15 protein-coding genes and 1 pseudogene are annotated in these 25,775 nt (G+C 67.8%); 4 read left to right on the top strand and 12 right to left on the bottom strand.

Features of this window, described 5'->3' with window-relative positions; all coding sequences use genetic code 11:
* Window positions 1-107: 107 nt before the first annotated feature.
* The 4 genes and pseudogenes from AB0L82_RS18570 to AB0L82_RS18555 form a co-directional block, all read right to left on the bottom strand.
* The gene (locus AB0L82_RS18570) at window positions 108-3,638 is read right to left on the bottom strand and encodes a protein kinase (protein WP_364637348.1); all 3,531 of its coding nucleotides are present in this window, start codon (window positions 3,636-3,638) and stop codon (window positions 108-110) included.
* Between the two features lie 459 nt (window positions 3,639-4,097).
* On the bottom strand, window positions 4,098-6,251 hold the full coding sequence (locus tag AB0L82_RS18565; protein WP_364637346.1) for a 3-hydroxyacyl-CoA dehydrogenase NAD-binding domain-containing protein: 2,154 nt from the start codon (window positions 6,249-6,251) through the stop codon (window positions 4,098-4,100).
* A 35-nt stretch (window positions 6,252-6,286) separates the two neighbouring features.
* Window positions 6,287-7,498, bottom strand: a complete 1,212-nt coding sequence (locus AB0L82_RS18560; RefSeq protein WP_364637344.1) for an acetyl-CoA C-acetyltransferase — start codon at window positions 7,496-7,498, stop codon at window positions 6,287-6,289.
* Window positions 7,499-9,163: 1,665 nt separating this feature from the next.
* Window positions 9,164-10,825 (bottom strand): annotated as a pseudogene (locus AB0L82_RS18555) (DNA polymerase III subunit gamma and tau); the annotation flags it as partial.
* Between the two features lie 428 nt (window positions 10,826-11,253).
* On the opposite strand from AB0L82_RS18555, the gene AB0L82_RS18550 reads away from it, so the two are divergent.
* Window positions 11,254-12,087, top strand: coding sequence for a hypothetical protein (locus tag AB0L82_RS18550; protein WP_364637342.1), 834 nt, complete (start codon window positions 11,254-11,256; stop codon window positions 12,085-12,087).
* Between the two features lie 106 nt (window positions 12,088-12,193).
* Complete coding sequence (locus AB0L82_RS18545; protein WP_364637340.1) at window positions 12,194-13,477, top strand: ammonium transporter; 1,284 nt, start codon at window positions 12,194-12,196, stop codon at window positions 13,475-13,477.
* 63 nt (window positions 13,478-13,540) lie between these two features.
* Here the strand turns inward: AB0L82_RS18545 and AB0L82_RS18540 are convergent, their stop codons facing one another.
* Window positions 13,541-14,929, bottom strand: a complete 1,389-nt coding sequence (locus AB0L82_RS18540; protein ID WP_364637338.1) for a neutral zinc metallopeptidase — start codon at window positions 14,927-14,929, stop codon at window positions 13,541-13,543.
* 77 nt (window positions 14,930-15,006) lie between these two features.
* Here AB0L82_RS18540 and AB0L82_RS18535 point away from each other — a divergent pair, with 77 nt between their 5' ends.
* Window positions 15,007-16,596 carry a DUF2207 domain-containing protein gene (locus AB0L82_RS18535; protein ID WP_364637336.1) on the top strand — a complete coding sequence of 530 codons (1,590 nt, stop codon included), beginning with the start codon at window positions 15,007-15,009 and terminating at the stop codon, window positions 16,594-16,596.
* A gap of 6 nt (window positions 16,597-16,602) precedes the next feature.
* On the opposite strand, the gene AB0L82_RS18530 is transcribed toward AB0L82_RS18535, so the two are convergent.
* Genes AB0L82_RS18530 through AB0L82_RS18505 form a run of 6 tightly spaced genes read right to left on the bottom strand, consistent with a single transcriptional unit; the run spans window position 16,603 to window position 23,473 of the window.
* Complete coding sequence (locus tag AB0L82_RS18530; RefSeq protein WP_364637334.1) at window positions 16,603-19,314, bottom strand: fumarate reductase/succinate dehydrogenase flavoprotein subunit; 2,712 nt, start codon at window positions 19,312-19,314, stop codon at window positions 16,603-16,605.
* 42 nt (window positions 19,315-19,356) lie between these two features.
* Window positions 19,357-20,109, bottom strand: a complete 753-nt coding sequence (locus tag AB0L82_RS18525) for an ABC transporter ATP-binding protein (protein ID WP_364637332.1) — start codon at window positions 20,107-20,109, stop codon at window positions 19,357-19,359.
* Window positions 20,106-21,035 (bottom strand): ABC transporter permease, encoded by a 930-nt coding sequence (locus tag AB0L82_RS18520; RefSeq protein ID WP_364637330.1) that lies wholly within the window; start codon window positions 21,033-21,035, stop codon window positions 20,106-20,108. The genes AB0L82_RS18525 and AB0L82_RS18520 overlap by 4 nt, the downstream gene beginning before the upstream one ends.
* Complete coding sequence (locus AB0L82_RS18515) at window positions 21,032-22,468, bottom strand: ABC transporter substrate-binding protein (RefSeq protein WP_364637328.1); 1,437 nt, start codon at window positions 22,466-22,468, stop codon at window positions 21,032-21,034. The genes AB0L82_RS18520 and AB0L82_RS18515 overlap by 4 nt, the downstream gene beginning before the upstream one ends.
* Window positions 22,469-22,478: 10 nt before the next feature.
* Window positions 22,479-22,706: a ferredoxin family protein gene (locus AB0L82_RS18510; RefSeq protein ID WP_067574315.1), complete on the bottom strand. Its 228-nt coding sequence runs from the start codon at window positions 22,704-22,706 to the stop codon at window positions 22,479-22,481.
* Window positions 22,706-23,473: a GntR family transcriptional regulator gene (locus tag AB0L82_RS18505; RefSeq protein WP_364637326.1), complete on the bottom strand. Its 768-nt coding sequence runs from the start codon at window positions 23,471-23,473 to the stop codon at window positions 22,706-22,708. Before AB0L82_RS18505 ends, AB0L82_RS18510 begins: the two co-directional genes overlap by 1 nt.
* A gap of 558 nt (window positions 23,474-24,031) precedes the next feature.
* Here AB0L82_RS18505 and AB0L82_RS18500 point away from each other — a divergent pair.
* Window positions 24,032-25,306, top strand: coding sequence for an ROK family protein (locus tag AB0L82_RS18500; RefSeq protein ID WP_364637324.1), 1,275 nt, complete (start codon window positions 24,032-24,034; stop codon window positions 25,304-25,306).
* Between the two features lie 104 nt (window positions 25,307-25,410).
* On the opposite strand, the gene AB0L82_RS18495 is transcribed toward AB0L82_RS18500, so the two are convergent.
* Entirely contained in the window at window positions 25,411-25,650 is a 240-nt protein-coding gene (locus AB0L82_RS18495) for a hypothetical protein (RefSeq protein ID WP_364637322.1), read from the bottom strand.
* Window positions 25,651-25,775: the final 125 nt, after the last annotated feature.

Below are 25,775 nucleotides of genomic sequence, written 5' to 3'. Positions count from 1 at the left end.
GGAGGACTCTGCGACAGCACACGGGTGAACAGCACGACGGCGATTCTCAACACCGTTCCTCGAGAAACCCTGTGAACCCCCTCGAGGTCACCTGGCTACCCGCGCGATCAGAGCAGCGAATCGAGGAAGGCGCGCGGCAGCTCGGGAGCGTCGGGACTGCCGATATCCACCAGCGGGAGCTGGGTGCGCATGGTGCGCAGGATGTTCCGCACGCCGGGGCCCGCGTCCAGGAAGGGCCGGGTCCAGCCCAGCGGGGCGAACCGCACCACCACCGGGGTCAGCACCGCGATGGACTCCCCCACCCAGCCGGACGCGGACAGGCATTCGGTGAGCAGCAGGGCGGCATCCATTTCCGCGCGCGGGCGGTCCTTCTCGCGAATGCGGGCGTGCAGGGCGCGGGCGCGTTTGACGGCCGTGTCATCGGTGCCCAGGGGGGCCAGGTCATCAGCGGGGCCGCGATCGTCGCCGCGGTAGTGGCGGTAGAGCAGCGCTCGGACGGTGGCGAATTCCTCGGCCTCGGCGGCCAGGGCGGCCGCACCGGACAGATGCCGGACCGGGCGGGTCATCGGGTCGGTGACCAGGCCCGCGGTGAGTTGATCCGGCGGCAGGCCCAGGCGGAAGCGCTCGGCCCTGATATGGGCGGCGAGGCGATTGAGCTTGCGATCCAGGGCGATTCGCGCGCCCTCATCGAGTCTGGCGGTGGCGGTGTCCAGATCGCCGTGCACCGCCTTCACGCGGGCACCGATGACGAAGGTGCTGATCAGGAAGTCGACCGGCCCCACGTGGGTGGCGAGTTGATAGCTCTGGTCCAGCAGGCGTTCGGCGCTGTCGAGATCATTGCGGCGATAGGCGAGTTCGCCGAGCAGGGCGGCGGCCACCCGCACCGGCTGCGAATGCGGACCCGAGCGATCCCGCGCGGTCTGCCAGGCCTGTTCGAAAAAGGCTGTGGCGGAATCGATATCGAGTTGTTCGTAGGCGGCATCACCCTGACCGCAGAGGCCGAAGACCGCACCCAGCGGATCCGCGGACAGCGCGTGATACGGCGCGGCCCACTCCTGCATGCGGCGCGCGCCGTCGAAATCGAATTCGCAGAGCCGCACGAAGGAGGCCAGATTCGCGGCGGTGGAGACCGTCCAGGGCGGCAGCTCCTCCGCCAGGCGCAGACTGTCGGCGAGTTTGTCCAGGACGCCGTCGGTGCGATCGCGCGCCACCTGATCGGCGGCATCGAGCACGGCCGCCTGACAGCGCTGATTCACCGCCTCGGCATCGGTGGGTGAACTGCGCGCCAGCATGCTGGACAGCCGGCCCAGCGCGGTGCGGGCCGCACCGGACTGTTGCAGATTCACATTCGCCCGGGCCAGCGCCATCAACAGCTTGCTGCGCGAAGTCACCTGCTGCACAGGCAGTTTCGATACCGTTCCGAACAGCGTGGCCAGCCGCGAGCGGTCGATCAGATCCATGCCGCCGTTCTCGATGAGATCGAGGGCGAACTTGAAATCGGTGGCGGCCAGCGCGTGATCCACCGACTGCCGCAGCAGCTGATGTTCGGCGAACCAGCGGGAAGCCTTGCGGTGCAACGATTTCACCTGCCCGGGCTGAGCGCGTTCCAGCCGCGCGCGCAGATGTTCGGCCACCATCGGCTGCATGCGATACCAGGACGGGTCATCGGACAGCCTGTGCACGAACAACTCTCGCTGTTCAGCCTGATCCAGTAGCGCACCGGCCTCGGCGCTGCCGCTCAACGCCTCGGCGAGCGAGGCGTTCACCCGCTCCGGCACGGCGACGGCGGACAGGAAGTCGAGCATGGCCGGTTCCAGGCTGTCGAGCACATTCTCGGCGAGGTATTCGCGAATCGCCTTGCTGTCACCGGATATTCGAGTGATCAGCTGATCGGCGTCCGCCCCCGCGGCCCGCAAGGACAGGCTCGCCAGCTGAATGGCGGCGGGCCAGCCGTCGGTGGCGGCGTAGATCTGCTCGACCTGACGGTCGGTGAGTTGCAGCCCGGTGCGGTCGACGAGAATCTGCCGCGCCTCCGCCTCGGTGAGTTTCAGTTGATCGCAATCGATTTCGACGAGTTCATCGGCGACCTGCATGCGGCTCAACGGCAATCCGGAGCGCTCGCGGCTGGTGATCACGAAACGCAGGTGGTGACAGCCGTTGTCGAGCAGATTGTCCATCACCCGGTGCGCGCCGGTATCGGTCACCCGATGCCAATCATCCACCACCACGACAATGGTGTTCCCGCCCGCGTGCACCTCGTCTATCAGCGCGGACACCGCGTACGGCACCGCCTCGGCGGGCCGCTCCTCCAGCACCTGCTCCAGTCCGGCCCCGAGTTCGGGCCGCACCCTGCGAATGGCGGCGATGATGTGCGCGAGCAGCCACACCTCGTTGTCGTCGTATCGGTCGATGGCGATCCAGGCCACCGACACCCCGCGATCGGTGAGTTCGGCGCACCATTGCGCGGCCAGCGTGCTCTTGCCGAATCCCGCCGGGCCGTGAATGACCGCGAGCCGTCGCCTGCCGCCCGCCCGCAGCGGGTCCAGCAGCCGCGGCCGCGCCACCGGTTCGCGCGCGGGGGTCGGCGGCCGGAATTTCGTCGCGGCCGTTGGCGGTAGCGTATGCCCGCTCGGCGTGACGGACCCGCCCACGGGTGTGAAGGTCCCGCTCGGGGTGCTCGGCGGGCGCAGGGTCAGCGAGCGGTTGCGCGGTGAGTTCATCACCGTGCGCTGGCGCGAATACTGTTCGGTGGCTTCGGAATCCGCCTCGTCACCGGGGCTGTCCAGCAGCGCCATCTCATCCGGCACCTGCCCGTGCCCGGTCTGCACAGTGCGCAGCAGATCACCGAATTCCACCGCCGACTCCGGGCGATCGCGCGGATCCGGGGACATGGCGGCCTCGATGGCCGCCGCCACATCCGCCGGAATCTCCTGTTCCCGCAGATCCGGCAGCGGTGCGCTGGTGATGCGCAGGAACTGCGCGACGATCTTCTCCCCCGCCTGCCGCTCATAGGCGGCATGCCCGGTCAGCAGCGCGAACAGGGTGGAGCCGAGACCGTACACATCCGAGCGCACGGTGGGCTCGTCACCGCGCAGCACCTCGGGGGCGGTGAACGCGGGCGATCCGGTGATCAAACTGGTCGAGGTGCGGAAACCACCCGGAATCCGGGCGATGCCGAAATCGGTGAGCTGCGGTTCGCCGTATCGGCTCAGCAGCACATTGGCGGGCTTCACATCCCGGTGCAGCACCTGCGCGCGATGCGCGGTCTCGATCGCGCCCGCCAGCTTCACCCCGACCCGCAGGGAATCCGACCAGGTCAGCGGGCCGTTATCGCGCACGAGCTGTTCCAGGGAACCGTGCGTGGCATACGGCATCACGATGTACGGCCGCCCGCTCGCGGTCACGTCCACCTGGAGGATGTCGACGATATTCGGATGCCCGGAGAGCCGCCCCATGGCGTGCTCCTCGCGCAGGAAGCGCTCGCGGCTCTCATCGTCGATCTCGGTGGAGAGCACCTTCACCGCGACGACCCGATCGAGTACGCGCTGCGTGCAGCGGAAAACCACCCCGAAACCGCCGCGGCCCACCTCCTCGGCATCGATCAGTCCCATGGCCTCGAGCTCATCGGTGATGCTCACGGGAACATATGCCTGCGTGGCCGTTTCGGGCCGAGTAGAGTCGCTCCGGGAGCCTCCCGGGCGCGGCTGTGGTTCCATCTCTACCCCACCTCGCACTGGACGAGCGCGCACCGAATCTACGGGCGATACCGGTGTTCTACCCGCGCATATTCAAACGTAGCGCGCTAGGCACGTATGTGTGTGGAATTCAGCACAGCGCCGAGGTCCGAGCGGGGTTCCGGGCGCACCGAAATCCGGTACGACCGCCCCGAAATCCACGGGATGCCCAACGTTGGCCGCACCCGGCCCGAACATCGCCTCGCCATACCCGGACATCGCTTCGGACGATACGAACGTCACCCACGCTCGACAGGGCATCGGATACGACAGGACCCGGGCCGTGGGGACGACCCGGGTCCTGTCTGTACCCGCTATCGCGCCGAGGTTATCCGAACCCTCAGCGCGACAGGCGCTTTCGTATTACTTGCGCAGCGAGGCCGGAACCTCGAAACGCTCGCCGAACTTGGCGGCCAGCTCATCGGCGCGAGCCACGAAGCCGGCGGTGCCGCCCGGGTAGCCCACGATGAACTGGTGCACGCCACCGGTCCAGGCCGGGTAACCGATGCCGAAGATCGAGCCGATATTGGCGTCGGCGGTGGTGGTCAGCACACCCTCGTCGAAGCACTTCTGGGTCTCGATGGCCTCGATGAACAGCATGCGGTCCTTCAGGTCCTGCAGCGAAACGCCCTCGGGCAGTTCACGCTTGGAACCGAAGGCCTCACGCAGGCCCTCCCAGATGCCGGCGGTCTTGCCGTCGACGTAGTTGTAGAAGCCCGCGCCGCCCAGCTTGCCCTTGCGGTCGAACTTGTCGATCATCGTGTCGATGACGTTGCCCGACGCGAGCGAGGCGGCCGAGATGACCTTGCCCTCGGCCTCGGCGGCGGCCTTGGTCTCCTTGAAGATCTTGTTCATGGTCTCGAAGTTGAGCTCATCGCTCAGCTTCAGCGGCGCGGCCGGGTAGCCCGCCTGCAGACCGGCCTGCTCGATGGTCGCGGGATCGATGTTCTCCTGCAGCATCATGATCGCTTCATTGATGAAGGTGCCGATCACGCGCGAGGTGAAGAAGCCGCGGCTGTCGTTGACCACGATCGGGGTCTTGCGGATCGCGAGGGTGTAGTCGTACACCCGGGCCAGCGCCTCGTCCGAGGTCTTCTCACCGCGGATGATCTCGACCAGCGGCATCTTGTCCACCGGGGAGAAGAAGTGGATGCCGATGAAGTCCTCGGCCCGCTTCACACCGTTGGCCAGCAGGGTGATCGGCAGCGTCGAGGTGTTCGAGCCCAGCAGGGCGTCGGCGTCGACGATGTCCTCGATCTCCTGGAAGACCGCGTTCTTCAGTTCCGGCTTCTCGAAGACGGCCTCGATGACGAAGTCGACACCGGCGAAGTCGGCCGCATCGGCGGTCGGGTGGATCTTCGCGAGCAGCGCCTTGGACTTCTCCTCGGTGGTCTTGCCACGCGAGAGCGCCTTCTCCTCGAGCTTCTCGGAGTAGTTCTTGCCGCGCTCGGCCGCCTCGATGGTGACGTCCTTCAGCACGACCTCGTAGCCGGCCTTGGCGGAGACGTACGCGATACCCGCGCCCATCATGCCCGCGCCGACGACGCCGATCTTCTTGATCTCACGCTTGGGCACGTCCTTGGGACGCGAACCACCATTGTTGATCGACTGCAGATCGAAGAAGAACGCCTGGATCATGTTCTTCGCGACCGGGCCGGTCAGCAGCGAGACGAAGTAGCGCGACTCGATCAGCGACGCGTTGTCGAAATCGACCTGCGCGCCCTCGACCGCGGCGGCCATGATGGCCTGCGGCGCCGGCATGTTCTGGCCCTTGAGCTGCTTGCGCAGGTTGGCCGGGAACGCCGGGAGGTTGGCGGCGAGCGCCGGGGTGGACGGGGTGCCGCCCGGGATCTTGTAGCCCTTGACGTCCCAGGGCTGCACGCCCTTGTCCGGGTTGGCCTTGATCCACGCCTTCGCGGCGGGGACGAGCTCCTCGATCGAGCCGACGACCTCGTTGATCAGGCCGGTGGCCTTGGCCTTCTGCGGGTTGAACTTGTTGCCCTGCAGCAGGACACCCATCAGGCCGTTCGCGATGCCGAGCATGCGGGTGATGCGGGTGACGCCGCCACCGGCCGGGAGCAGGCCGAGGGAAACCTCGGGCAGGCCCAGCTGCACGCCCTTGACGTCCGCGGCGATGCGGTAGTGGGTCGCAAGGGTGATCTCCAGGCCGCCGCCGAGGGCAGCGCCGTTGATCGCGGAGACGACCGGCTTGCCGAGGGTCTCCAGACGACGCAGGTCACCCTTGATGGAGCCGAGCTCCTCCATGATGTCCGCCGCGTTCTCCGGGGTGGTCTTCATCATGTTCTTGAGGTCGCCGCCGGCGAAGAAGGTCTTCTTGCCGGAGGTGATGACGACACCGGTGATGTCGTCCTTCTCAGCCTCCAGGCGATCGACGGTCGCCTTCATGGAGTCCTTGTAGAGCTGGTTCATGGTGTTGGCGCCCTGGTTGGGGTCGTCCATGGTCAGCACGACGATGCCGTCGGCGTCCTTTTCCCAGCCGATCATGTTCTCAGTCATTGTCTTTGGTTCTCCTCGAGAAAAGTCGGTGGGCGTTAGACGCGCTCGATGATGGTGGCGACGCCCATGCCGCCGCCGATGCACAGGGTGATCAGGCCGTAGCGCGCGTTGCGACGGTGCAGCTCGTCGACAACGGTGCCGGTGATCATCGCGCCGGTGGCGCCCAGCGGGTGGCCCATCGCGATGGCGCCGCCGTTGACGTTCAGCTTCTCGTCCGGGATCGCCAGATCCTTCTGGAACTTGAGCACGACGGAGGCGAAGGCCTCGTTGATCTCGAAGATGTCGATATCGTCGACGGTCAGGCTCGCCTTGGCGAGAGCCTTGAACGCGGCCGGGGTCGGGCCGGTCAGCATGATGGTGGCGTCGGCGCCGGAGGTGGCGGTGGCCACGACGCGAGCGCGCGCGGTCAGGCCGGAAGCCTTGCCGGCGTCCTCGTTGCCGACCAGCACCAGCGCGGCGCCGTCGACGATGCCCGAGGAGTTACCACCGTGGTGCACGTGGTTGATGGCCTCGACGTAGGTGTAGCGCTGCATGGCGACGGCGTCGAAACCGCCCATTTCGCCGATGCCGGCGAAGGCCGGGTTCAGCTTGCCCAGGTCGGCGGCGGTGGTGCCGGGACGCATGTGCTCGTCGTTGTCCAGCACGGTCAGGCCGTTGAGGTCCTTGACCGGTACGACGGAGTTGGCGAAGTAGCCGTTCTTCCAGGCGTTGGCGGCCAGGTCCTGCGAGCGCACGGCGTAGGCGTCGACGTCATCGCGGGTGAAGCCCTCGATGGTGGCGATCAGGTCGGCCGAAATGCCCTGCGGGACAATGTAAGCCTCGTAGGAGGTCTTCGGGTCCATGAACATGGCGCCGCCGTCGGAGCCCATCGGCACGCGGGACATGGACTCGACGCCACCGGCGATGACCAGGTCATCGAAGCCGGAGCGGACCTTCTGGGCGGCCAGGTTGACGGCCTCGAGGCCGGAGGCGCAGAAGCGGTTGATCTGGATACCGCCGACGGTGTCGGGCAGGCCCGCGGTCAGCACGGTGGTGCGGGCGATATCCGCGCCCTGGTCACCGACGGGGGAAACAACACCCAGGATGATGTCCGAGATCCGATCCTCATCGAGGTTCGGGAAACGGTTCCGCAGCTCTTCGACCAGACCGGTGGTCAGATCGATCGGCTTGACCGAGTGCAGCGACCCCTTCTTGTTGCGGCCGCGCGGGGTGCGGATGGCCTCGTAAATGTAGGCCTCTGTGGTCATATCGGAGTTTTCCTTCCGTAATGTGCGCCGACACCGCGTTGTGCGGGGCGGCCGCGGGTAGCCTCGCCGATCGACTTGTTCGGGCGACCGTCTGACGCTGTACAAACAGCCTCAGAGGCGGACCGACGCGCTCTCTGGCAACCCGTACGCCTGGGCATACCTTAGAACCTCGCCGAACCGATACTCACGGCCACCCGATCATAGTACCGCCCGATGCGAACTCCGGTTAACTTAATGCGTCTCACAGGGCAACTGTCAACCCTCCAGCGGAGTCGCCCCCAGTTCCGACCGCAACAGTTCCAAGGCCACATCATCAGGGTCGCGGCGCTCCTCGGCGGGGATCGGCACGGCGGCGGCCGCCAGCAGCTCGCGCTCCTCCTCGTCCGTAGTAGCAGGTGGGACGCCGTCATAACCTACTGGCGAGTAGTCCGACGGCCCCGGGTCGTCCGGATAGTCCGGCCCGTCAGGCAGCGGAATATCGTCCTCCGGAGGTGCGTTCCGCACCCCCGCGCCACCGTTGCCGCCGCGGGCCTGCGCACCCGCCGCGGCGGTCCCCGCACCCCCGGCCGCCGCACCCGAACCACCTTGCGCCGAGCCGCCGAAGCCCGAACCGCCCGCTGCCGCATCACCCGCTGTGCCGGGGGCCACACCGTCACCCGCCGTGCCGGGCGCGGCCGCCGGGCTCCCCCACGCCGCCGGGGCGGCGACCGTGGTGGCCGCACCCGCCGTGGCGGCCTTGGCCTGACTCGGCCGCGAGAACTTGGCCGCGGCCTTCTTCGGCGCGGCTCCCGCACCCGCCGCCGGTCCCTTACCCGCTCCACCGGCACTCGCCTGCGGAGCGGCGGGCGCGGCCCCGCTCCCCACTTCCCACTTCACGTCATGCTCACGCCCCAGCACGGCCTTGACCGCCGACCGCACCGCATCCAGATTGGCGGGCTGCGACAACCGCTGCGCCAGCGGCGCGTGCTGATGCGCGAAAACAATCGTCCCGCCCTCGAGCCGCGATACCGAGGCCCCGGACAGCAGCGCCTGCACCGCCGCCCCGAACTCCCGCACCTTGGCCCGAATATCAGCCCAGGCCGCCTCGATCTCCCGCAACACATCCTCGGAGGAGTCACCCCCGGCCACCGGCGCGACGGGTTCGCTCACAGCGGCAACCGGCTCGGGCTCGGGGATCAACTCGGGCTCGGCGGCCTGGTCGGGTACTGAAACAACCTCGGCCGCAACAGGTTCCGGCTCGGCCAGCGGAGCGGCGACCTCAGCCGGAGCCTGCGGATCGACCTTCGCCTCGGAGTCCGCCACAAGTTGCGCGACCACCTCGGAAGCGGCTGCCGCATCAACGGATTGCGCCGAGAACGCGAACGCGGGCGTCAGTTCATCGGCCGAGTCGCCATCGGGCTCGTCCATGCCGAGTGCCATCTGATTCGGATCGATTTCCGGTTCGGCCGCTTCGGGTTCGGCCGCAGCCAGCTGCGCACTGCCCGCGGCACCGGCGGAATCCGCCGAACCTCCCTGCGCCGCAGCGGCTGCCGCGGCCCGAGCCGCCGCTTCCTTGGCGGCGGCGGCAGCGGCCAAATCCGCTTCCGCAACCAATCCGGGCAGCGGAATATCAGCAGCGGACCCGTCCTCAACAGCGGCGATATCAGCCACTCGCTCCGATACCGCTGCGGGCGCAGCGGGCGCTATCCCCATCGCACCTGCCGAATCAGCCTGCGGCGCAGCGTCCGAGATAGTGTCGGTGCTGGCAACGTCTTGCGCTGCAACAGTTTCCGTGGACGGCACAGGTGCAGCCTGCGACGCGGCGTCAGCCACCGGGCCACGCACCGCATTCATCTCCGGCGGCCGGACCGCCGCAACGGGAGCTTGCGCGGGCGAATCACCCTGCGGCACAGTCGCTTGCACCGGCGATTGCGGAGCCGCTGCCGCAGGTTGCTGCACGGGAGCCGCTGCCGTCCGCTGCTGCGGAGACACGGCGGCCTGAGGCTGCTGTGGCGCGGGAGGGTTTGCGCCGGGGCGGTTTTCGCGCAGGGCAGCGAGGGCTTCCGCGCCTCGGCGGCGTGGGGCTCCGGTCGGCGGCGCGGCGGGTGCGGCTGCTGCGGGGCTGGACGCGGGTGCGGGGTCGGAAGCCGGAGCGGACCGGCCCGCCGAGGGAGCGGCCTGCGGGATGGCGCCGCCCGCCATGCGGCGCTCGAGGGTTTCGAGGCGTTGCAGGGTGGCGGTTTCGGCGTCGGAGGCGGCGGGCAGGAGCATGCGGGCCGCGACGACTTCGAGTAGGAGGCGGGGGGCCGTTGCGCCGCGCATATCGCCGAGGCCCTCGTGCAGGAGTTCGGCGTGGCGGGCGAGGGTGGCGGGGCCGAGGCGGGCGGCCTGGTCTCGCATGCGGGCGAGGACATCGCCGGGGCCGGTGACCAGGTTGCGCTCGGTGGCGTCCGGGACCGCGCGCAGCAGGATGAGGTCGCGGAGGCGTTCGAGCAGGTCGGTGGCGAAGCGGCGGGGGTCGTGGCCCGCTTCGACGACGCGGTCGATGGTGCCGAACAGGGAGGCCCCGTCGGAGTTCGCCAGGGCGTCGACGGCGTCGTCGATCAGGGCCACATCGGTGACGCCGAGGAGGGAGACCGCGCGCGGATAGGTGACGCCTTCGGGGCCCGCACCCGCGAGCAGCTGGTCCAGCACCGAGAGGCTGTCGCGAGGTGAGCCGCCGCCCGCGCGAATCACCAAGGGGTACACGGATTCTTCGACTTCCACATGTTCCTGCTCGCAGATCTTGCCGAGCAGGCCGCGCATGGTGGCGGGCGGGAGCAGCCGGAAGGGGTAGTGGTGGGTGCGGGACCGAATGGTCGGCAGCACCTTCTCCGGTTCGGTGGTGGCGAATACGAAGATCAGGTGGGCGGGCGGCTCCTCGACGATCTTGAGCAGCGCGTTGAAGCCCGCGGTGGTCACCATGTGCGCCTCGTCGACGATGAAGACGCGGTAGCGGGATTCGGCGGGCGCGTAGAAGGCGCGGTCGCGCAGTTCGCGGGTGTCGTCGACGCCACCGTGGCTCGCGGCGTCGAGTTCGATCACATCGAGGTTGCCGGAGCCGCCGGGCCCGAGCGCGACGCAGGACGAGCAGACCCCGCACGGCGTGGAGGTCGGACCCTCCACACAGTTCAGCGAGCGCGCGAGGATGCGCGCGGACGAGGTCTTGCCGCAACCGCGCGGGCCGGAGAACAGATACGCGTGACTGATCCGCCCGGTGTCGAGGGCGATACTCAGGGGATCGGTGACGTGCTCCTGCCCCACCACTTCAGCGAACGTTGCCGGTCGGTACTTCCGGTACAGAGCCACGGCCCACAGGTTACCGAGTACCCCTGACATCGAGCGATTCGCTGCCCGCGCGGCCGCCCATGCGTCGCGTTCCAGCACTCCGGCGCGTCAAACTGTGGGTTATGTCACATCCATTCTGGATGCCCGTTCGATACCGACCGGACTGAACTCGATTCTGCTGTGACCCGTGAGCAAATTCTTGGCGTGGGTGTCCAGGGACGATAGCCGGACACCGGCTCCGCCCAAGATCGCCGTTTACGGATGCGTGTTCGGTTTCATCCACGCAGACCGGACATAACGATCCAGTGAACCGATGCAGCAAGATCGCAATCGTTTGGCTACCGTGGACATCGGCAACTTCGGTAGCCAAACCTTCATCAGGTTGGTGGCCCCGGCCGGTCCCTCATCCCGACCGGGGCACAACCAAATCTCATCGGAGGATCTCCCAAGTGCCGTCGCACGACGACATCGCCCACGCCTGGCTCTCCAGCACCGAATTCGCCGGTGATCTCGCCGCGGTCGGACTGCTCAGTCGAGCCATCAGCCCGCAGGACTACGACATCAAGCGTGATTCGCTACCGGTGTCGGCAGCCGCGGATCCGGCCACCGCGGGCGCGATTCTGGAACTGCTGCAGCGCGGCCAGGTGCCGACGCTGGCGGCCATTCAAACCCTCATCGTGCAGAACGATATGCGCGCCGAGGCCGAGCGCATCGAACGCCTGGGCCGCCGTGCCCAGCGCAGTGTCGACGATTTCGGCCGGGTGCTGGCCAAGCTCACCGACGAATACTGGACCGCGCACGGCACCGGGCCGACGCGCCGGGACATTCTGCTGTCGGAGCCGGTGTTCGCGCTGATTCGCGATCGCGTCGGCGATATCCCGCCGACCGCGGTGAAGCATCTGTGGTTGATCGAGCGGGCGCAGCGCGCGGGCTGGATCGCCTACAACGCGACACCCCGATCCCTGTGTGCCGGAAGGCGTTTCCATGCCGCCCGGTTCGGCAATCGGGTGTCGCTGCGGCCGGTGAACGCCATCGGCACGCTGGTGGCGGCCTATCTGCGCGATCAGCTGGCGGAGAACGAGCGGCCGCCGCGCTGGTCGGTGCTCGCCTATGAGCTGCGCGATGATCGCGGCCGGCGCGTGTTCAACGACACAGCCGACGCCCGGGCGCAGCAGCAGTGGCTCACCACCGCCGAGTGGATGGCGCTGACGGATGACCTGCCCGTGCCGGGACCGCGTGGAATGCGGGCATTGTCGCGCAAGAACAAAGAGCGCCGCGCCTGATCGCTGTTACATACACGTATCCAAGTCCTCATTTTCGTAACAGCGCCGAAACGTGAGGATTCGGTAACTTCCGTGCAACGCGATTTCGCGCGGAAGGAGTTTGTTCATGAACATCGATCCGGCGGCTACCGCCTGGCTGCTCGCGGCCACGGCGATGGTGCTGCTCATGACGCCCGGCCTGGCTATTTTCTACGGCGGCATGGTGCGCTCCAGCGGTGTGCTCAACATGCTCATGATGAGTTTCATCTCGATTCCGCTGGTCACGGTGGTGTGGCTGGTGGCGGGGTACAGCCTGGCGTTCGGTGATGACGCGGGCGGCGGACTCATCGGAAATCTCGGTCATTTCGGACTTTCCGGAATTGATCCCACGACTGTGCACGCGGGCAGCGGAATTCCGGAACTGCTGTTCGTCACCTTCCAGCTGACATTCGCGATTCTCACCGTGGCACTGGTCAGCGGCGCGATCGCGGACCGCGCGAAATTCTCCGCGTGGATGATCTTCGTTCCGATCTGGGCGCTCATTGTGTACGCCCCCATCGCGCACTGGGTGTGGACGCCGAACGGCTGGCTGGCCTCGTTCGGCACCATGGATTACGCGGGTGGCCTGGTCGTCGAGATCGCCTCGGGCGCTTCGGCACTCGCGCTGGCGATCGTGCTCGGCCCGCGCGTGGGCTTCAAGGTCGATGCCATGCGGCCGCACAATCTGCCGTTCGTGCTGCTCGGCGCGGGCCTGCTGTGGTTCGGCTGGTTCGGCTTCAATGCCGGTTCGGCCTTGGGCGCCAATGGAACCGCCGCCGCGGTGTTCTTGAATACGCTCGTCGCGGGCTGCCTCGGCATGCTTGGCTGGCTCATCGTGGAGCAGGTGCGCGACGGCCGGCCGACCACCTTCGGTGCGGCCTCGGGTGCGGTGGCCGGTCTGGTCGCCATCACCCCGTCCTGCGGTTCGGTCAACACCATGGGCGCGCTGATCGTGGGTCTGGTCGCGGGCACCGTGTGTTCGTTCGCGGTGGGCTGGAAGTTCAAGGGCGGCTACGACGATTCGCTCGATGTGGTGGGCGTGCACTTCGTCGGCGGCATCGTGGGCACGCTGCTCATCGGATTCCTGGCGAACCGGGCGATGACGGGTGAGAACGGTCCGGAGGGGCTGCTCTACGGCGGCGGACTCGCACAGCTGGGCAAGCAGTTGGTCGGCGTGCTCGCGGTGGCGGCGTTCGCGTTCGGGGTGTCGTTCGCACTGGGCAAGGTGATCGATCGGACCATCGGTTTCCGGGTGAGCCGCGAGGAGGAGATCTCCGGTATCGACTTCGCGCTGCACGCCGAGACCGCGTACGCCGAGGGCGTGAACGGGCACGGTCATCAGATCAAGCGGGACGGGCCGTTCGGGCACTGAGCCGATAGCCATGAAAGTGGCCGGGGCAGCGAATGATTCGCTGCCCCGGCCATTTTCGTGTGGTCAGTTGACCTTGTTCAGTGCCGCCGCGAAGGTGTTGCACTGCGCGGTGCGGTTCTTGTCGTAGCCCATCTCGAACCACGCGCCGCCGTTCTGCGAGGTGCCGTGATCGCGCATATCGCCGGGGGCGTCGCCGCGGTGGTACATATCGTTGCGGGCGACGCCGATCTGCGCATTGCTCAGTGCGCCACCGTTATTCGACGAGGACAGGAACATGCCGTCGAAGCAGTTGGCCTGGAGTTCGGTGCGGCGGGACAGTTCGAGGCCGGTATCGCTGCGCGCGCCCGCGTCCCGGCGCTGCTGATGCACCTTGCCCAGGATGCCGGATTCGGCCTGGACGTGATGCCCGTACTCGTGCGCGAACACCGACAGGTAGACCACCCAGTTGTTCTTGTAGATATCGGTCTGCAACTGGCTGATCGGCATGTAGATGGTCTTGTCGGCCGAGCAGTAGAAGGCGGCGAAATTACTGCTGTTGCCGGTGCACAGCGTGGTGATGCCGCTGGTGGTGGCCGAGACGTTCAGTTTCGGCGGTTCGAACGGCAGCTTGATATCGGTGAAGAGGGGTTTCCACGCTTCGGCGAGACAGTCCGCGGCCGTTTGGAAGAAGGTGCGCGCGACGTCGACGTCGGTGCTCCACGGCGTGTACGCGCAGTTCTCCGGCAGCAGGGTGAGGCTGTCATCGGTGACCAGCGGATTGTCCGAGGTCTTGGCGACGCCCGCGTTCTCGGTGCCCGGATCGTTGCTGTACCCGGTCTGCACCTTGTCGCCGGTTCCCAAGGCGCTCAATCCGGTTCGAATGGCGGTGCGCAGCACAACGGTGCTGACCAGCAGAATCAGAATGACCACGAGCGTGCCCCAGCGACGGCGGCGCGGCGGAGCCGGACGCTGGACCGCCTGCATCCCGGTCTGGGTATGCGCGGCGGGCGGCGGCATCGGCGGGCGATACGCGGGCTGCCGCGGCTGCGCGAAGGTGGGCGCGGGCCCGGAGCCCTGCGGCGATGAGAAACCCTGTCGCTGTGGATAACTCGGCTGCTGTGGATAACCCGTGCGCGGCTGCGCCGGAATCCCTCCCGGCGGTGCGGAGGGGTGCGGCGGCTGCACCGGATAGCCGCCCGGGCGCGAGGGATACCCACCCGGCCCACCGGGGTACCCGCCCGGCTGACCCGGATAGCCGCCGGGCTGGGCCGGATTCCCACCGGGGCGCGGGGGCTGCCCGCCGGGTTGTGCGGGGTGCTGTGGACGGCCGCCGGGCCGCTGGGGATAACCGCCGGGCGGTGGCGAATTGCCTTGCCGCGGTTGTCCGGGCGGCTGCTGGGGGCGGCGCGGATCGGGTTCGGGCGGCCAGCCGCCGTGGTTATTCGGTCCGTAGCCGGACGGTGGGCGAGTCATACCCCCGCACCCCCTCGTTCTCACCGATAACCGACAGCCGCTGAGGAAGAATAGCAAGCTGGCTAGAGTGACCATCCATGCAGATTTTTCGGGGCGGCGTCCTCGTGGCGCTGCTGCTCGCGCTGGCGGGCGTGGCAGCCCCGGCCGCCCAGGCGCAGCAGCCCGACGGTGTGAAGATCACCGCGGATGTGGATCTGGGCGATGACGGCCTGCTCCGGGTGACCGAAACCGTGGAAGTGCCCGCCGGCAACGAGTTCCGGCAGGTGCTGCCGCTGCGGGTGCAGGTCACCGATGCCATTCAGCGCACCTTCCAGGTGAGCGATATCCAGGCCACCGGTGACGGTGAGGCCACCGTCGCGGACGACCGTTTCACCATCGACGCCCGGTCCGGCACGGTGACGTTCAAGTACACGGTGCACAACACCGTCGCCGATTCCGCCGGGGCGCAGACGTTCCGGTGGACCGGGGTGCTCAATACCGATGTGGCGTCCATCAGCGTGGTGGTGACGAGTCCCGATTTCCGGATGGGCGTCACCAAATGCACCATCGGCCCGCCCGGTAAGCCGGAGGACTGCGCGGATATCCGCGTCGAACCGGACGGCGTCGCGCATCTGGACAAGACGGATCTGCGCAAGGGCGATGTCATCGATGTGACCCTGCAGATCCCGCCCGGCACGGTGAAACCGAATGCCGATATCCAGGACGATGATTCACCCGGCCCGTTCTCCATCACCGGCCCGGTGCTGGCGGCGTTCGGAGCGCTGCTGGCGGCGCTGGCGGCGGCCGCCGGATATGTGGTGTGGGCGCGCAGGCAGCAGCCGAGCGCGCAGGTGCTCGATCCGCTGGAGCGCCAGGGCGATCACATGCGATTCACCTCCCCCGACGGCATCCTGCCCGGCACCGCCGGTCTGCTGATCGACGGCTATGTCGACGCCCCCGATATGGCGGCCACGGTGGTGGATCTGGCTGTGCGCAGCTATATCTGGATCGCGGCGATCGGTGAATCCGATTGGCGGATCAGCCGGATGAACCCGATCGACGACCAGCTCACCGGTTACGAGCGCGCGGTCTACGAGACATTCCTGCCCGAGGGCACCGATGCGGTCATGGTGTCGACGCTGCGCGACAGGGTGAACGCGCGGGAGGTCCGCCGCACCCTCATCGACGAGGCCACCGCGCAGGGCAGTTTCATCGACCGCACGCGCCGGGGCTTCGAATTCTGGCTCGGCGCAACGCTGGTGGTGGCCGGTGCCGTCACCACCCTCGCCCTCGCGCTGGGTCCCGGTCACGCCCTGATCGGTGTCGCATTGATCCTGGGTGGCGTGGCGGCCCTGCTGCTCCCCCGCTACCTACCGTCCCGCACCGCCCTCGGCCGGGAGCTGGCTGGCCGCGTACAAGCCATGCTGCGCAGCCTGGATGCAGTTGTCCCACAGAACATTCCGGCACCCGACCGGGAAATGATCTTCTCCCGGGCGCTGCCCTTCATGGTGGCGGGCCGCCGCACCGATCAGTGGGTGCGCACCTTCCGCGACCTGAACCCGACAGATGACGGCACCCCCGGCCTCTACTGGTTCGGCGGCTTCGAATCCGATCACGATCTCTACCGTTTCGCGGCCCACTTCCCTTACTGCATAACCGAATTGGAGAAGCTCTTCACCGAGAGCTGAGGCCAGTCACGCTCCCGAATGGACGGCGAGCGCGCGCCGGGCGTAGGCGCGGACGTCGGCGTCGGAGTCGTCCAGGGCGATGTTCAGGGCATCGCGTGCGGCGGTGGATTCGGGCCAGCTGCTGAGCGTCAGCACGGCCGCCTTGCGGATATCCGGGTGGATATCGGCCAGCGCCAGGCTCAACGGTTCGGCGGCCAGGTCCGCGCCGACGGCCGGGAGCCCGCGCGCCGCGCCCTCGCGCACCTGCCAGGCCGAATCCTTCAGGGCGACAGTCAGAGTCGTGATGTCATCGGCATTGCCGAGCCGAGCCAGCGCGGTCAGGGCGGCGGCCCGGACGAGCGGATCGCGGTCGGCGAGCAGGGCCCGAACCGCTTCCAGTCCGCCGATGCCGATGGTGGCCAAACCCTTGGCAGCCACGATGCGGACCTCGCGGTTCTCATCGTGAGCGGCGGTAGCCAGCGTGGACCAATCATCCAGTGACACAAGACCGTTGATCGCCTCTATGCGTACTCGATGATCGGGGTCGACGGCGGCCTTGGCGAACAGTTCCACCGAACCGGCGCGCAGGGCACGCAGCAGATCCACCACGGTCGCGCGGACCGCCGGGTCCGGGGAATCGGCATGCTCGGCGAGGGCGCCGCCACTGCGCTCGGGCAGGATTTCGACGAGTTCCCGCAGTCCGGCGACGGCATTGCCGCGTACCGCCGAGTCGGAGTCGGCCAGCGCCGCGATGAGTGGCACGTCGAAGCCGTCCGGGGTGCCCTCGGTGAGCACGGAGAGGGCGGTGGCGCGCACCTGGGGGTCGGGATCGGCGAGGAAGGATTCGAGTTCTTCGACGGTGGGGCCGTCCAGGCTCAGCAGCAGTGCGATCCGCGGGGCGACAGGGGCTTTCGCGGGGGCTTCCGCATCGGGTGCGGTGCCGGGCGTGGTCGGCGCGGCGGCCAGGTTCGGCGGGCTGCCGATCAAGGCGGGCTGCCGCACCGGGATGACGGTGGGGTCGTCGGTGGGCAGATCGTCCAGGCCGGGAACCGGGACGAAATACGGTGCGACGGGGCGCTTCAGGAATTCCATCTCGCCGTCGTCCGCCTTGCGGAGGTTGAGGTGGTAGCGCCATTCGACGTCATCGCGCTCGGGGAGGTCGGCGCGTTCGTGGTAGAGGCCCCAGCGGGATTCGGTGCGGGTCAGCGAGGAGCGGGCGGCCATCTCCGCGCAGTCGCGAATGAAGGTCACCTCGGCGCAGCGCATCAGCTCGTGCGGGGTCTGCGCGCCCATGGCGGCGATGTCGTCCAACATGCGGTCGAAGGTCTCGATGGCGAGGGAGAGCTTGGTGGCCGTCTTCGGCGGGGCCACATAGTCATTGACGAAGCGGCGCAGTTTGTACTCGACCTGCTGCTGCGGCGGGCCTTCGGGATTGCGCAGCGGGCGGTAGACGAGTTCGTGTGCGGCGGCCAGCTGGTCGGCGGGCAGTTCGGCGGGGGCCGGGGTGTCGGCGAGGGTGCTCGCCGCGTGCGAACCCGCGAGGTCGCCGTAGACGAACGCCCCGATCATGTAGTTGTGCGGCACGCAGGCCAGATCACCGGCGGCGTAGAGGCCGGGGACGGTGGTGCGGGCGTTCTCGTCGACCCAGACGCCGGAGGCGGAATGTCCACTGCACAAACCGATTTCGGAGATGTGCATCTCGATATCGTGGGTGCGGTAGTCGTGCCCGCGATTGGCGTGGAAGGTGCCGCGGGTGGGGCGCTCGGTGGTGTGCAGGATGCCTTCGAGCGCGTCCAGGGTTTCGGTCGGCAGATGCGAGACCTTGAGATAGATGGGGCCGCGCGCGGATTCGATCTCCCGCTTGACCTCGGACATCATCTGACCCGACCAGTAATCGGAGTCGACGAAGCGCTCACCGAGGGCGTTGACCTGGTAGCCGCCGAACGGATTGGCCACGTACGCGCAGGCCGGGCCGTTGTAATCCTTGATGAGCGGGTTGATCTGGAAGCATTCGATACCGGAGAGCTCCGCCCCCGCGTGGTAGGCCATGGCGTAGCCGTCGCCCGCGTTGGTGGGGTTCTCATAGGTGCCGTAGAGGTAGCCGGAGGCGGGCAGTCCGAGGCGTCCGGCCGGACCGGTCGCCAGGATAACGGCTTTCGCGGCGACGGCCACGAATTCGCCCGTGCGCGTGTTCAATGCGGCCGCGCCGACCGCGCGCCCGTTCTCGGTGAGCACCCGCACCGGCATGAGCCGGTTCTCGATCTGGATCTTCTCGCGCATCTTGCGTTGCCGCAGTACGCGATACAGCGCCTTCTTGACATCCTTGCCCTCGGGCATGGGCAGCACGTACGACCCGGAGCGGTGCACGCGGCGGACCGCGTATTCACCGTAGGCGTCCTTCTCGAATTTCACGCCGTAGCGTTCGAGCCGCTGCACCATGGCGAAGCCGCGGGTGGCGGTCTGATAGATGGTGCGCTGGTTGACGATTCCGTCATTCGCCCGGGTGATCTCGGCGACGTAGTCCTCGGGTTCGGCCTTGCCCGGGATGACGGCGTTGTTGACGCCGTCCATACCCATGGCGAGCGCGCCGGAGTGCCGCACATGCGCCTTCTCCATGAGCAGCACGTTCGCGCCCTGTTCGGCGGCGGTGAGTGCGGCCATGGTGCCCGCGGTGCCGCCGCCGATGACCAGGACGTCGCAGTCGAGCCGGGTGATCGCGGCGAGGTCGGGAATCTCCATCAGGCACACCAACATTCGTGAGGGGATCGGTCGGGGACGCCGTCAGAGCGCGGCGAGATCGCCCGAATGGTCCAGGGCGGTAATGATTTCGGCGCGCAACACGGTGCGGTCCACACCGAGTTCGCGCGGTTGCGGCACATCCAGCAGGGCACGCAGGGGTGCTCCGGCGCGGCCCAGGACCGCGACGCGGTCACCCAGCAGCAGCGCCTCGTCCACATCGTGGGTGACGAAGACCAGGGTGGTGGGGTGGGTGCGCCAGGTGTCGATCAGCAGGCGCTGCATGGTGGCGCGGGTCTGTGAGTCGAGCGCGCCGAAGGGTTCGTCCATGAGCACCGAGCGGGGCGCACCGGCCAGACCGCGCGCGAGCTGAACGCGCTGGCGCATACCGCCGGACAGGCTCTTGGGCAGGAAGTCGGCGAATCCGGTGAGACCGATCTCCTCGATCCACCTCTCCGCCAGCGTCTTTCGGCCCGCGCGGGGTTCCCCGCGCAGTTTCAGCGCCAACTCGATATTGGATCGCACGGTGCGCCAAGGCAGTAGCGCGTTGTCCTGGAAGACGACGGCTCGATCCCGATTTGTTCCGGTGACCGGCGTCCCGTCGGCGAGCACCTGTCCGGCATCGGGTCGCAGCAGTCCGGCGAGGGCGCGCAGGACGGTGGATTTTCCGCATCCGGACGGCCCCGTGAGAATCAGGATCTCGCCCGGGCGGACCTCCAGGGACAGGTCCCGGATCACCGGCGCACCGGTGTAGGACAGGTCGATTCCGTCCACCCGCAGACTCATACCGCTGGTCATTTGGTCACCTCCGGTACCCGCGGCAGCCAGTGCGTGACCCGCCGTCCGATGAGTTCGACGGCGGCGGAGGTGCCGTACCCCAGCACGCCGATGGTGATGATGCCGACGAACACGCCCGGGTAGTCGACGATGGTGTACGCCTGCCAGGTGCGGTACCCCACACCGAGGCGGCCGGAGATCATCTCCGCGGAGACCACGCAGATCCAGGACACCCCGATGCCGACGGACAACCCGCTGAAGACGCCGGGCAGGCTGCCGGGCAATACGACCCGCAGCAACACATCCCAGCGACTGCCGCCGAGCGTGCGCACCGAGTCCTCCCAGATGGTCGGCAGCGCACGCACGGCGTGCCGGGTGGAGACCATGACCGGGAAGAACGCGGCCAGGAAGGTGATGAATACGATCCCGGCCTCGTCATCCGGGAAGAGCAGAATCGCCACGGGCACAACGGCGATGGCCGGAATCGGCCGGGCCAGTTCGGTGAGCGGCCCGATGGTGTCCGCGATCCAGCGCGAACGCCCCAGCGCCACACCGAGTGTCACGCCGAACACCGCCGCGAGCCCGAATCCGGTGAGGATGCGGATCAGCGACTGCCCGAGGTCGAGATAGTAGGTATCGGTCCCCAGCTGCTTGTGGAATGCCCGCACGATCTCGGTGACGGTCGGCAGCGTGTCGAACCGCACCCAGAGCCGAATGTTGTTGGCGGTCAGGAACTGCCAGGCCCCTATGACCACGAGCACCGAGATGAGCTTGACCAGGCGGGAGGTCCACACCACCCGGATCGCCCGCCCCGCGCGAGCGTCCCCAACTCCGTCATCCCGGCGTGTTCGTGGCCGGGATCCACCGTTTTCGACCTGGTCACCGTGGATCCCGGCCAAAAGCGTGCCGGGATGACGAGAGGACTGTGCGGCGGCCTGCGAGGTCATTGCCGGACCTCGGTGATGGCTTGGTCGTAGCCGACGACCGCGCCCGAGGGGTGCTGGGTCAGGTAGCGCTGGGCCGCGGCGGGGGTGGTGAAGGGCAGGTAGGTGTCGCCGTCGCGAACCCAGATGGCCTTGTCGGCGAACCAGCGGGTGCCGAGTTCGGCATCGGGGACGTAGGCGGCGCGGACCGTTTTGCCCTGTGCGCGAGCCTGTTTGATGGCACGCAGCAGACTGGTGGGGTCGGCGGCGGGCTGGGTGGCGGCGGAACCGGTGAACCAGATCTCACCGGCCTGGGCCGGGTTGTCGGTTGGGCGGTTGGTCAGCGGATCGATACCGGTGACGGGTGCCGGGTTGGCGTTATTACCCAGTGCCGCATCGTAGTTCGCGCCGCTCTCCTGGAAGGCCTTGCGCAGTGCGGTGTCGTCGACGAACTTGTCGATATCTAGGTCGGCGAAGTCACCGATCGACTTCAGGTACGGCACATCGGCTTTGAAGGCGTCGAGCAGTTTCGGCTTCAGCGTGGTGTCGAAGGAGGTTCCGCCCGGCCCGTTGTAGAGGTACACGACCTCCTGAGGCAGGCCGCTGCCCTCGGCGACGAGCTCGGCCGCTTCCAGGGGCTGCTTGTGGATGAAATCGGTCGCGTCCAGTTGTGCGCGCAGGAACGCATCGAGCACCTCCGGGTGCTGTTTCGCGTAGTCGCGACGGGCCACCACGCCGTGGAAGGTCGGGACGTTCAGCTCCGCACCGTCGTAGAGGAGCTTGGCCTTGTTCTGGAATACCAGCAGTCCGGGCCAGGCCACGAACTGGGACAGCGCCGCCACCTGACCGGATTCCAGTGCGGAGGAACCGATCTGGGGCTGCTGGTTGAGCACCTCGACCCCGGTCTTGGGATCGATGTGCGCGCGGGTCAGCGCCTGCACCAGGGTGCCGTGCCCGGCGGAGCCGACGCTGGCCGATACCTTCTGCCCCGCGAGATCATTGATGGCCTGCGCCTTCGAATCCGGCGCGACCACAACCATATTCAGCGCACCCTTGGGGTTGTACCCGGTGATCGAGACCAGTTCGGTCTGGGACCGCTCATTGGCCTGCGTGCGCGAACCGTTGATCAGCAGCGGGTAATCGCCCATGGAGCCGATATCGATCTTCTCGGCCACCATCTGCGCGGTGATGGGGGCACCGGTGTCGTAGTCCTGCCATTCCACCGCGTACTTGGGCCCCCCGTGCGCCGACAGGTCGTTGAGCCGCTGCTCCAGGAATCCCTTGGCCTTCAACAGGGTTCCGGCGGTGACGGTATTGATGGTCTTGGACTGGTAGCCGATGACGACCTTGACGGTATCGCCGTCACCGGAGGATTCCAGCGAGCAGCCGGACGCGGTGAGCGCGATGGCGGCGGCGACCGCGGCGGCGGCGAGACGGGCGATGCGGTGGTGCTTCATGCGTGGTCCTTCAGCGGAGCAGGTAGGGCATATTGACGGTGACGGCGCCGGTGGGACAGCGCGCGGCGCACGGGCCGCAGTACCAGCACTCGTCCACGTGCATGAAGGCCTTACCGTTTTCCGGATTGATGGCCAGCGAGTCGAGCGGGCAGATCTCCACGCAGAGCGTGCAGCCCTGGATACACAGGGATTCGTCGATGGTGACGGGGACGTCGGCGCGCTGATTGACCAGTGCCATCAGGTCAGCCTCCAATCGGTGCGTTCGGGCGGCCGGGTGAGGCTGCCGCGCATGGTGATCCGGTCGCCGCGCATCCGGATGTATTCGAGGTCGACGGGGCGGCCGTCGTCGAGTTTGGTGAGGCGTTCCAGCAACAGCAGGGCGCCGCCCTCTGGCATTTGCAGGGTCGCTGCCGAATGGGTGTCGGCGGTAATGGCTTCCAGGGCCAGGTCGGCGGAGCCGAGCGGGCCGCCGCTGATCTGTTCGATGAGCGCGAACACGTCGTTCGTCTCCAGATCGCGGGTGATGACCTCATCGCCGATATCCGGGACGAGGTAGGTCAGATCGAGACTGAGAGGCAGATCACCGAACCAGCGCAGCCGCTCGATATATACGGCGGGTTCGCCCGGCGCGAGCCGCAATTTGCGGGCAACCGCCGGGGGCGGGGTGGTGCGGGTGGCGGCGCGCACCTCATTGCGCACGTCACCGTGGCCGCGCAGGGTTTCCTTCAACCCGAGCAGCGCGTCCAGACCGTGGTCGTATTTGCGGCGTGCGACGTGCGTGCCGATCTTGGGTGCGCGCTCGATCAGCCCCTCATCCTTGAGGAGGGCGAGGGCGTCGCGCACGGTGTTGCGCGAGACCGTGAATTCGGCGGCCAGCTCCTGCTCGGTGGGCAGTGAATCCTCGATCGCCCCGGCGTGAATCTGCTGGCGCACGATATCGGCCACCTGGCGGGCTCGATCGGCCCGGCGGGCGGGGGTGCGCAGCGGTGTGGGTTCCGGCGTCACGTCATCTCCTTTCCGCCATTGACCAGCGGTTTCAGACTTTAACGGGGACGCCGGAGAGTACCGCTCGAGCGCTTCACGCCACCCGGCACGGCCTGTGGATTTGCGCCGCCCGCGCATGCGCCCGGCCTGCCGCGATCCGCGCTCGGAGGGCTATTGCGCCACCCCGCTCCGACCAGCTGAGTCTTGTAATCACGGTGATCGGAATACCTGCGCTCGCGGGCGCGACGAGGTGGAGTGAGCAGGCACTCATTTCTCGAGATATGGGAGAACGGATTCCGTTCGCCCTGAGCGGGATGTTAACTTTGTACCCATGTCCGCCAATCGCACCGCTGCCGCACGGGTCACGTATGTGACCGTGGCGCTCGGTGTTCGGCTGCCTCGCCAACGCGAACTGTGTTGTCGCTGCTTCCAGGCAGCCGAGCTCTGATTCCCCGATCGGCCTCGAATCCTTCGTGATTCGCTCCCGGGTCCGGGCCTCCTCGCTGCACCGCTGAATCTCTTCATGTAGGCACTCGTCCCCCCTTTTCCAGGCCGGGACCGCAGCAAGGACTTCATATTATGACCAGCCCCACCCTTGAAAAACGTACCCACGGCACCGTCGCCACCGCTCGTCTGGCCCCGGCCCGCCCCGCGGTGCCGCCGGAGCTGCGCATTACCGACAACCCCGCCGCGGCCGTGCTGCGGGCCGCCGCACGCGGCCCGATCTTCCGCGATATCGCCGCGCAGAGCACGGGTTTGAGCATCGCGACCGTGAATCGCCAAGTGTCGGCGCTGCTTACGGCCGGACTGCTGCGCGAGCGCGCCGATCTGACCGCCTCCGGCGCGGTGGGCCGTCCCCGCGTGCCGTTCGAGGTGGACACCGATTCGTTCGTGACGCTCGGTGTGCACATCGGTTCCACGCTCACCCGCATCGTGGCCGCGGATCTGTCCGGCCGGATTCTGGGCGGGCTCGAAATCGCCACTCCCCAAACGGGTCAGGACGCGGCGCTGACCATAGTGGCCCGCAGTGCCAAGGCTTTCCTGGATCGACTGCCGCGCCGCCGTCCGCTGTGGACCGGTGTGGCGCTGGCCGGCCGGGTAGATCCGGCCGCCGGTGTGGTGGATCATCCGCGCCTGGGCTGGCAGGCCGCGCCGGTGGCGGCGGTGTTCAGCAGCGTGCTGGATCTGCCGGTGTCGGTGTCCGCGCACGTGGAGGCCATGGCCGCCGCGGAACTGCTGCTGGCCGGGCGCGAGCCGGGCGAGGGTCAGCGACCGGGTTCCAGCCTGTACATCTACGCGCGGGAGACCGCGGGTGTGGCTGTGACACTGCATGATCGGGTGCACACGCCCGCCAACGGCCCGGGTTCCATCGCGCATCTGCCGACCGGTTCGGACGCCGATTGCACCTGCGGCCGCAAGGGTTGCTTGGAGGCGACCATCGGTGAGCGCTTCTTCCTGGAGCGCGCGGTGCGCCGCGGTGTACTGCCCAAGCCGGAGGCGCCGCGCCGCCCGGTGATCACCGATCTGTACCGGGCCGCCGATTCGGGTTCGGCCGCAGCGAAGGATCTGCTGCTGGAGCGGGCCGAAATCCTCGGGCGCACAGCGGCTCTGGTGCGGGATATGTTCAACCCGGACCGAGTCGTGCTCGGCGGTCAGGCTTTCACCGGCTACCGGCCCGGAATGGAGCGGGTGGCACAGGCTTTCGCGGAGAGCACCACGCTCCCGGCGGCGGATCTGCGCATCAGCCGTTTCGGCGGCCGGGTGCAGGAGTTCGCGGCGGCGGTTACCTCGCTGAGCGTGTTCTACGCCGATCCGGTCTCGGCCATGCGCCGCGCCACCCGTACCGCCCGCTGACCCACCGACCCGAAAACGCCCGGCTGGATGGTCCCAGCCGGGCGTTTTCGTTTGTCCCGCACGCCTTTTCAGGCTCGCCTACGCCCGTCAAGCGGCGCGGCGGATCAGCGGAAGATGGTCATGTACCAGAGGCCGTCGTTGCCCTGGTCGCAGCGGTAGCGCCAGCCGTCCTCACCGCGCAGGTTGACACCACCGGCCTGGAAGCTGCCGTTGGAACCGTCGGCGTCGCAGGCCTGCACGGAGCCGTAGCTGCCGTCGACCTGGAGCTCCTCGGCGTGCGCCACACCCGCGCCCAGTCCGGCGGCGGCGAGCGCGAGGGCGGTGACGGCGAGAGTCTTCTTCATGGGGTTTTCCTATCGTTCGATGACCTCTGCACCACATTCAATAGGTCGCATCGTGACGATTTCATGACTGGCACAGGAGGTTTCGAAACATGGAAGAGCCGGGCCCGGACGGTCCACGGTCCGGG

It is taken from the genome of Nocardia sp. NPDC052001, assembly GCF_040680615.1.
In the GTDB taxonomy this organism is placed as follows: Bacteria; Actinomycetota; Actinomycetes; order Mycobacteriales; family Mycobacteriaceae; genus Nocardia.
This window is presented reverse-complemented; position numbering and strand designations above follow the sequence as displayed.

Bases quoted from the DNA above. Each gene is read 5' to 3' on its own strand.
- AB0L82_RS18565 (WP_364637346.1), bottom strand. From the start codon at position 6,251: ATGACTGAGAACATGATCGGCTGGGAAAAGGACGCCGACGGCATCGTC.
- AB0L82_RS18560 (WP_364637344.1), bottom strand. From the start codon at position 7,498: ATGACCACAGAGGCCTACATTTACGAGGCCATCCGCACCCCGCGCGGC.
- AB0L82_RS18545 (WP_364637340.1), top strand. From the start codon at position 12,194: ATGAACATCGATCCGGCGGCTACCGCCTGGCTGCTCGCGGCCACGGCG.
- AB0L82_RS18540 (WP_364637338.1), bottom strand. From the start codon at position 14,929: ATGACTCGCCCACCGTCCGGCTACGGACCGAATAACCACGGCGGCTGG.
- AB0L82_RS18535 (WP_364637336.1), top strand. From the start codon at position 15,007: ATGCAGATTTTTCGGGGCGGCGTCCTCGTGGCGCTGCTGCTCGCGCTG.
- AB0L82_RS18530 (WP_364637334.1), bottom strand. From the start codon at position 19,314: ATGGAGATTCCCGACCTCGCCGCGATCACCCGGCTCGACTGCGACGTC.
- AB0L82_RS18525 (WP_364637332.1), bottom strand. From the start codon at position 20,109: ATGACCAGCGGTATGAGTCTGCGGGTGGACGGAATCGACCTGTCCTAC.
- AB0L82_RS18520 (WP_364637330.1), bottom strand. From the start codon at position 21,035: ATGACCTCGCAGGCCGCCGCACAGTCCTCTCGTCATCCCGGCACGCTT.
- AB0L82_RS18515 (WP_364637328.1), bottom strand. From the start codon at position 22,468: ATGAAGCACCACCGCATCGCCCGTCTCGCCGCCGCCGCGGTCGCCGCC.
- AB0L82_RS18510 (WP_067574315.1), bottom strand. From the start codon at position 22,706: ATGGCACTGGTCAATCAGCGCGCCGACGTCCCCGTCACCATCGACGAA.
- AB0L82_RS18500 (WP_364637324.1), top strand. From the start codon at position 24,032: ATGACCAGCCCCACCCTTGAAAAACGTACCCACGGCACCGTCGCCACC.
- AB0L82_RS18495 (WP_364637322.1), bottom strand. From the start codon at position 25,650: ATGAAGAAGACTCTCGCCGTCACCGCCCTCGCGCTCGCCGCCGCCGGA.